Annotated in this window: 10 protein-coding genes; 7 read left to right on the top strand and 3 right to left on the bottom strand. The window is 66.8% G+C overall.

Features of this window, described 5'->3' with window-relative positions:
• From A5652_RS14600 to rraA, 3 genes are all read left to right on the top strand, one after another.
• Positions 1 to 417, top strand: a 417-nt coding sequence (locus tag A5652_RS14600) for a copper resistance CopC family protein (protein ID WP_067352442.1), incomplete at its 5' end; no start/stop codon positions are given.
• A gap of 108 nt (positions 418 to 525) precedes the next feature.
• Complete coding sequence (locus tag A5652_RS14595; protein ID WP_067352432.1) at positions 526 to 963, top strand: nucleoid-structuring protein H-NS; 438 nt, start codon at positions 526 to 528, stop codon at positions 961 to 963.
• 25 nt (positions 964 to 988) lie between these two features.
• Positions 989 to 1,474 carry a ribonuclease E activity regulator RraA gene (gene rraA, locus A5652_RS14590; protein ID WP_067352439.1) on the top strand — a complete coding sequence of 162 codons (486 nt, stop codon included), beginning with the start codon at positions 989 to 991 and terminating at the stop codon, positions 1,472 to 1,474.
• A gap of 4 nt (positions 1,475 to 1,478) precedes the next feature.
• Here the strand turns inward: rraA and A5652_RS14585 are convergent, their stop codons facing one another.
• A complete protein-coding gene (locus tag A5652_RS14585; protein ID WP_067352436.1) occupies positions 1,479 to 2,948 on the bottom strand; it encodes an NAD(P)/FAD-dependent oxidoreductase in 1,470 nt (489 codons plus the stop codon).
• Positions 2,949 to 2,986: 38 nt separating this feature from the next.
• Here A5652_RS14585 and A5652_RS14580 point away from each other — a divergent pair, with 38 nt between their 5' ends.
• The 3 genes from A5652_RS14580 (at position 2,987) to A5652_RS14570 (ending at position 5,807) form a co-directional block, all read left to right on the top strand.
• A complete protein-coding gene (locus tag A5652_RS14580) occupies positions 2,987 to 3,664 on the top strand; it encodes a TetR/AcrR family transcriptional regulator (RefSeq protein ID WP_369805797.1) in 678 nt (225 codons plus the stop codon).
• 30 nt (positions 3,665 to 3,694) lie between these two features.
• Positions 3,695 to 4,900 carry a DNA polymerase IV gene (dinB, locus tag A5652_RS14575; protein ID WP_067352425.1) on the top strand — a complete coding sequence of 402 codons (1,206 nt, stop codon included), beginning with the start codon at positions 3,695 to 3,697 and terminating at the stop codon, positions 4,898 to 4,900.
• Positions 4,901 to 5,051: 151 nt separating this feature from the next.
• Complete coding sequence (locus tag A5652_RS14570; protein ID WP_232001196.1) at positions 5,052 to 5,807, top strand: YoaK family protein; 756 nt, start codon at positions 5,052 to 5,054, stop codon at positions 5,805 to 5,807.
• Positions 5,808 to 5,816: 9 nt separating this feature from the next.
• On the opposite strand, the gene A5652_RS14565 is transcribed toward A5652_RS14570, so the two are convergent.
• On the bottom strand, positions 5,817 to 6,824 hold the full coding sequence (locus A5652_RS14565; protein WP_067352417.1) for a PHP domain-containing protein: 1,008 nt from the start codon (positions 6,822 to 6,824) through the stop codon (positions 5,817 to 5,819).
• A gap of 76 nt (positions 6,825 to 6,900) precedes the next feature.
• Positions 6,901 to 7,341: a hypothetical protein gene (locus tag A5652_RS14560; protein ID WP_067352414.1), complete on the bottom strand. Its 441-nt coding sequence runs from the start codon at positions 7,339 to 7,341 to the stop codon at positions 6,901 to 6,903.
• Between the two features lie 51 nt (positions 7,342 to 7,392).
• On the opposite strand from A5652_RS14560, the gene A5652_RS14555 reads away from it, so the two are divergent.
• Positions 7,393 to 7,878 (top strand): LLM class flavin-dependent oxidoreductase (locus tag A5652_RS14555; protein ID WP_156745348.1); only part of this gene is annotated, 486 nt, incomplete at its 3' end.

Raw genomic sequence — 7,878 nt, 5'->3', positions numbered from 1 at the left:
GATCCCGTGCCCGATGCGGCGCTCGCGGCCGGTCCGCAGCGGGTGAGCGCCACCTTCAACGAGCAGCTGCAGACCACCGCGCCCTGCACGGTGGGCTCTCCGGCGGACCACAGGTTGCCGTCGGGCCCGACCACCGTCATGGCGGCGAACGTGGTCTGCAGCTGCTCGTTGAAGGTGGCGCTCACCCGCTGCGGACCGGCCGGGACGTACACGGTGAACTACCGCGTCACCTCCGCCGACGGCCACGTGGTGTCCGGGTCGTGGTCGTTTAGGCTCACAGTGCCCGGCACCGGCACGCCCGGTCCCCCCGCGGCGGGCCCGGACGGCGGCGGGGCCCTCCCGGTGTGGCCATTCGTGGCGGTCGCGGTGGCGCTCGTCGCCGGAGGCGCGTGGTGGGCGGCGCGGCGCCGGCGGTGAGCCTGCCGTCGACCGGCGACCGAGGTGCCGCGAGGCGTCCTGGCATGATGGGACCTTGAACCCGGCGAGCTAGGGAACGACGACAGAGGAAGCTCAAGGAGCGGCCGCATGGCAGACCCGCAGGACCCACCCAACAGCGCGCCCGACGGCGCCGGCATTCCGCCGGAGAAGAAACCGCCCGCCAAGGCGGCGAAAAAGACCGCCAAAGCGCCGGCCAAGAAAGCGCCTGCGAAAAAAGCGCCCGCCAAGAAAGCGCCCGCCAAGAAGGTGCCGGCGAAGAACGTCGAGCCCGCACCCCCGAAACCACCCGAGCAGCCGGCCGACCAGCCAGTCGATGTGCAAGAGCGCGCCGAAAGCAATGGCGACCTGACCGCCGCTGCCAAAGATGCTGCCGCACAGGCGAAATCCACGGTGGAGGCCGCGAACAACCCGGTCTCTCCCGCCGTCCCGGGACAGGCGGTCGGTCAGTCTCCGGTGCCGCTCATCGTTGCCCTGGCGGTCAGCCTGCTGGCCATCCTGCTCATCCGACAGCTGCGCCGCCGCTGAGCGGCGGGCGTCTAACGTGTCAGAAGTGACGGTGTCTTTCCGGCCGACGGCCGATCTCGTAGACAGCATCGGTCCGGACGTACGCAGTTGCGACGTGCAATTCCGCCAGTTGGGCGGGCGGCCCGAATTCGCCGGGCCGATCAGCACCGTGCGGTGTTTTCAGGACAACGCGCTGCTCAAATCGGTGCTCTCGGAGCCGGGCGGTGGTGGCGTCCTGGTCATCGACGGCGACGGCTCGTTGCACACAGCGCTGGTCGGCGACCTCATCGCCGAGCTGGCCCGCTCCAACGGTTGGGCCGGGCTCATCGTCAACGGCGCGGTACGCGACTCGGCCACGTTGCGGGGCATGGACATCGGCATCAAGGCGCTGGGCACCAATCCCCGCAAGAGCACCAAGACCGGTGCCGGCGAGCGCGACGTCGAGGTCACCCTGGGCGGTGTGACGTTCGTGCCGGGCGAAATCGCCTACAGCGACGACGACGGGATCGTCGTCGTCACCGCAGGGGAGTGAACCGCTAAACAGCTACCGGGGCAGGCTTTTTCGCGAACTTCAAGCCTTCGTCGTCCACCCTGCCGCGCCGGATCGTACGCATGTCGATAAAGTAGTTCTGCTTGAGCCGCCACGGTGCCCGCGATCCCGACTTGGGCAACAAGTGCATCGAACGCCGGAAGTAGCCGGGAGTGAAGTCCATGAACGGCAGCTCGTCGACGGCGTTGCCCGGATGCTGGGGCTCCACGAAGTCAAAACCCTTGGCGTCCATGTAGTTCAGCAATCGGCACACGAATTCGGAGACCAGGTCTGCCTTCAGCGTCCAGGACGCGTTCGTATAGCCGAAGGTGATGGCGAAGTTCGGCACGCCGGAGAACATCAGGCCCTTGTAGGTCATCAGCGAGGTCAAGTCGATGTCTTCACCGTTTCGTGTCGGCTTCACCCCGCCCAGCAACTGCATGTTCAATCCCGTTGCGGTGACGATGATGTCGGCCGCCAACTCCTCACCCGAGGTGAGCTTGATACCGGTCTTGGTGAAGCGATCGATGGTGTCGGTGACGACATCGGCCTTGCCGTGCCGGATGGTCCGGAAGAAGTCGCCGTCGGGTGCCAGGCACAGCCGCTCGTCCCAGACGTTGTAGCGCGGGCCGAAATGCTTTTCGACGTCGTAGCCCTCGGGTAGGCGCCGCTGCGCCATGGTCATCAAGGTCTTCCGCATGTAGCCGGGGGCCTTGCGGGACAGCTGGTACTGAAACGTGCTGAACGCGATGGCTTTCCAACGATTGGCCATGTGCGCGAGGTGATCGGGCAGCAGCCGGTTGGCCTTGACGGCGAAGGGATCGACCCCGGGCAGCGAGCCGATGTAGGTCGGTGAGCGCTGCAGCATTGTCACGTGCCCTGCGCCCGAATTGACCAGGGCGGGAATCAGGGTGATCGCGGTGGCACCGGATCCGATGACGACGATGCGCTTGCCCGCATACTCGAGATCCTCCGGCCAGTGCTGCGGATGGACGATGGTGCCGCCGAAGTCATCCGAGCCCGGGAAGGTCGGCGAGTACCCCTCGTCGTAGTTGTAGTAGCCGGTGCAGGCGAACAGGAACGAGCACGTAATCTCGTCCTGGCGACCGTCGTGCTCGACGGTCACGGTCCAGAGGTTGTCGGCGTCGGACCAGTCCGCGGCCACCACCCGGTGGCGATAGCGGATGTTCTGCTCGATCCGGTTCTCGACCGCGGTCTCTTTGATGTAGGCCTTGATCGACGCCCCGTCGGCGATCGACTTGGCCGAACGCCAAGGCTTGAACCGGAAGCCCAGGGTGAACATGTCGGAGTCCGACCGGATGCCCGGGTATTTGAACAGGTCCCACGTTCCGCCCAGGTCGGCGCGGCGTTCGAGGATGGCGTAGCTCTTTGTCGGGCACCGTTCCTGCAGGTGCCAGGCCGCGCTCACGCCGGAGATGCCGGCGCCCACGATGAGGACGTCAAGGTGCTCAGTCATGAAGCCCACGCTATCAACACCGTGTTGAGACAGTCAACATGGTGTCGAAACTTTCAACACGGTGTAAAGTAGCGGCCGTGACTACCGTCGGTTCCGCGCGCACCCACCGAGGCAGGCGTTCGGCGCGCCCGTCCGGCGACGACCGTGAACTGGCCATCCTGTCCACGGCCGAGCGATTGCTGAGGGAACGCCCGCTCGCCGACATCTCCGTCGACGACCTGGCCAGGGGGGCCGGACTGTCCCGCCCGACGTTCTACTTTTATTTCCCGTCCAAGGACGCGGTGTTGTTCACCCTGTTCGAGCGCGTGATCATGGAAGCCGACTCCGCGCTGGAGACCATGGTCGCAAACCCGCCCGCCGATCTGAAAGCGTTGTGGCGCATCGGGATCAATGTGTTCGTCGAAACGTTCGGGGCACACCGGGCGGTATCGCTGGCCGCCGACGCCGCGCGCACCAACAAGGACGTCGGCGAACTGTGGTCGCGCTTCATGGAGAAATGGGTCGAGCACACCACCACCGTGATCGAAGCCGAACGCGCCCGGGGCGCCGCGCCGGTGACCCTGCCGGCCCGCAATCTTTCCGCGGCACTGAACCTGCTTAACGAAAAGGTCATGCTCAGCTCGTTCGCCGACGGGCGACCGTCGGTGCCCGACGAGCAACTGCTCGACACGCTGGTACACGTCTGGGTCAGCAGCGTCTACGGCAAAGCCTGCTGACCAGCATCTGTCGGGACCGTATGCGAACGTATGTTCGTGCGGTGCGATGCTTCCATCCTGCACGCGGACCTCGATTCGTTCTACGCGTCCGTCGAACAGCGCGACGACCCGACATTGCGCGGGCGTCCGGTGATCGTGGGCGGCGGCGTGGTGCTTGCCGCGAGCTACGAGGCCAAGGCGTACGGCGTGCGCACGGCCATGGGCGGGTCGCAGGCTCGAAGGCTGTGCCCGCACGCCGTCGTGGTGCCCCCGCGGATGAGCGCATATTCGCGCGCCAGTGACGCCGTCTTCGAGGTGTTCCGCGATTGCTCCCCGATCGTCGAGGCGTTATCGGTGGACGAAGCCTTTCTTGATGTCGGCGGTCTGCGCCGGGTCAGCGGCACCCCGGTCGCGATCGCCAAGCGGCTACGGTCGGACGTGCGCGACCGCGTCGGGCTGCCGATCACCGTGGGCGTCGCCCGCACCAAATTCCTCGCCAAGGTCGCAAGCCAGGAAGCCAAGCCCGACGGGCTGCTGCTGGTACCGCCCGATCAGGAGCTGACGTTCCTGCGGCCGCTGCCGGTGCGCCGGCTCTGGGGTGTGGGCGCGGTGACCGCCGAGAAACTGAGGGCGCACGGCATCATGACCGTCGCCGACGTCGCCGAGCTCAGCGAATCCGCGCTGGGCTCGATGGTGGGCGGTGCGATGGGCCGCCAGCTGTACGCGCTGTCCCGCAATATCGACCGTCGTCGGGTGACCACCGGGGTGCGGCGCCGTTCCGTCGGCGCCCAGCGGGCGCTCGGACGGGCCGGCAACACGATGTCGTCCGCCGAGATCGATGCCGTGGTGGTGAACCTGACCGACCGCATCACCGGGCGGATGCGCGCCGCCGGACGCACCGGTCGCACCGTGGTGCTGCGCCTGCGGTTCGACGATTTCGGCCGGGCCACCAGGTCGCACACATTGCCGCGGGCGACCTCGTCAACCCAACCCATCCTCGCGGCCGCTCGGGCGCTGGTGGCGTCGGCCGCGCCGCTGATCTCAGAGCGGGGGCTGACGCTGATCGGCTTCGCGGTGTCGGGGATCGACCGCAGCGGTGCCCAACAGCTGACGCTGCCCTTCGATGACGACCACAACCGACTCGCCATCGACGCGGCGATCGACCGCGTGCGGGATCGGTACGGCAAGTCCGCCCTGACGCCCGCGGTTTTGGTCGGCCGCGATCCGGGTATAGAGATCCCGCACCTCCCCGACTGACGTGTCGTCGGTGGCCTCGCTAGTTACGCTCTGCCACAAGCCTTTTCGATGATTTGAGGTTGATTTGAATCAGCCTAGCGACACCGCTTGTGCGACAGCCCGATTGTTAGGCTGGCGAAAACCCGACCTCGAAAGTGAGCAACTCAATCCGATGCCGCCGCACCAATCCCGCGACACCGGTCTGCCCCGCGAGGGTCTAATACTCGGTTACAGCGCGTTACTCGCCTTGTCCGCGGGCTTCGTCAACGCCGTGGCGCTGCTGATTTTGGCGGTGCCCGTCGGTAATCTGACCGGGATCACCACCCAGCTGGGCATGAACACAGCCAACCCGTGGCTGTACGAAGGCCACGTGCTCGGCGCAATCTTTCTGGGCTTCTTGACGGGAGCGACCATAGCCGGGGCGATCCTCGCACCCACCGATGCTCTTGCGGGCCCGCGCCACGCCGCCGTGCTCTTCCTCGAGGCAGGCTTGCTCGCGCTTGCCGCGGCCGGGGCCGCGGAGACAGTGGTCAGAGCACAGATCAACGCCCTTGGCATCGAGGCGACCGCGGTGCAGGCGCTGTTCGCGGCCGCGGCGCTCGGCTTGCAAAACGGGATGACATCGAGCTTTCGCGGAATGGCGATCCGCACCACGCACTTCACCGGAACCGTCACCGACCTCGGGCTGATCCTCGGTCGCAGCCGCCTACACGGAATCAAGAACTGGAAAACGGCGATACTGGCGACGACCCTCGTGTTGTTCCTCGGCGGCGGCGTGGCCGGGATCGTGTTCGGGGCTCAGTTGGGGGGTTACGCGTTGCTCATCCCGGCCGCGACCTGCGCGACCGTCGGCGTCGCCAATCTGCTGCAGGGCGCCGGCCGCAGCGACGCACCGGTTCCCGAGCACGCCGAACCGGCGGAGGTCTGAACGGCCGCCTCAATTCGCGCCGGTCCACTCCAGCAGCCGCTCGGCGGGCCAGGTGTTGACGATCCGGTCGACGGGCACCCCCGCGTCCAGCGCACGCTGGGCGCCATAACCGAGGAAGTCCAGCTGGCCGGGCGCGTGGGCGTCGGTGTCGATGGTGAACACGCACCCGATCTCCAGCGCCAAGTTCAGCAGCCGGGACGGCGGATCGCGGCGCTCGGGCCGGGAGTTGATCTCCACGGCGGTGCCGTGGTCGCGGCACGCGGTGAACACCGCCTCGGCGTCGAACTTGGATTCCGGCCGGATGCCACGATTCCCGGACACCAGCCGGCCGGTGCAATGACCGAGCACATCGGCGTGCGGGTTGGCCACCGCGCGCAACATGCGCCGGGTCATCGCGGCGGCATCCATCGACAACTTGGAATGCACGCTGGCCACCACGACGTCCAGACGCTCGAGCAGCTCGGGCTCCTGGTCCAGGCTGCCATCCTCGAGGATGTCGACCTCGATCCCGGTGAGAATGCGCATCGGCGCGAACTGCTCCCGCAAGCCCTCGATGACGTCGAGTTGCTTGCGCAATCGCTCCGGCGATAAACCGTTGGCGATGGTCAGCCGCGGCGAGTGGTCGGTCAGCGCGCAGTACTCGTGGCCCAGCGCCGCCGCGCTGGCCATCATCTCGTCGATCGGCGCCGACCCGTCCGACCAATTGGAATGCAGATGCAGGTCTCCACGCAACGCCGCACGAATGTCGCCGCCGCCGAGATCCTCGGCGCTGGAACGCAATTCGACAAGAAGGTCGGGTTCGCCCCCGGACCACGCCTGGTCGATGACCTTGGCGGTCTTGGGCCCAATCCCCGGTAGCGTCTGCCAGCTGTTCGCCTGCCCGTGACGCTCTCGGGTCGCGTCGTCGAGGGCTTCGATGATGTCGGCCGCGTTGCGATAGGCCATCACGCGTCTGGGATCGTGCCGGCTCCGGTCCTTGAAATAGGCGATCTGCCGTAACGCCGCTACCGGATCCATCACTCCAGTGTGCCCGCGCGGTGACGGCGAGCGCGGCGAGGCCGGGCACCGCAGGTCACCGCTGGACCACGGAGCATCACACGAGCTGGCCGGCGACGAATCCGGCGAGCAGCACGCCGAACCCGCCGATCTCCCCGGCGATAAGGAGCGCCATCGCCACCGCGATGCTCCGGTCGGCGTTTTCGAACTGGTTGACGGTGTCGCGCCGCGCTCCGTGGTAGATGTAGGCCAGGATGGCCGCCACGAAGAAGAAGACGACCACGCCCGCGGCCGTCAGGTTCACCCACACCGGCCAGGCGCTCAGCTGAACGAAGACGGCGAGCAGCAGCGTTGCGAACGAATACAGCAGCGCGGCCCGGTGCGCGATGTCGACGTAGGGATGCGCGAGGTGGGTCTCCGACGTCATCATCTGGCGGTATTTCCACACGCCCAGCCCCAGCGCGAGCAGGAAGATCAGGCCCGCCGCCAGCAGGGTGATCTTGGTGTCTATTCCGGGGGAGCAACATGCAGCAGTCATCGCGCGCCTGAGTTTAGTTGCCCTTCATAAACACCGGCTAACGTCGTGGGTATGCGATTCGCTTTCAAGACTTCTCCGCAGAACACCACCTGGGCACAGATGCTCTCCGTCTGGCAAGCGGCCGATGACATCGAGGTCTACGAGTCCGGCTGGACATTCGACCACTTCTATCCGATCTTCTCCGACAGCAGCGGGCCCTGCCTGGAGGGCTGGACGACGCTGACCGCGCTCGCCCAAGCCACCAAGCGGCTGCGGGTCGGGACCCTGGTGACCGGGATCCACTACCGCCACCCCGCGGTGCTGGCCAACATGGTTGCCGCGCTGGACATCATTTCGAACGGGCGGCTCGAGCTGGGGATCGGCGCAGGCTGGAACGAAGAGGAGTCCGGCGCCTACGGCATCGAACTGGGCAGCATCAGGGAACGCTTCGACCGCTTCGAGGAAGCGTGCGAGGTGCTGACCAGCCTGCTCAGCCAGGAGACCACCGACTTCGACGGCCAGTTCTACCAGCTGAAGGGTGCTCGCAACGAGCCCAAG

It is taken from the genome of Mycobacterium sp. 1165178.9 (genome assembly GCF_001673555.1).
Taxonomy (GTDB): domain Bacteria; phylum Actinomycetota; class Actinomycetes; order Mycobacteriales; family Mycobacteriaceae; genus Mycobacterium.
Note: the sequence above shows the minus strand (reverse complement) of the source record. Positions and strands in the feature narration are given on the sequence as shown.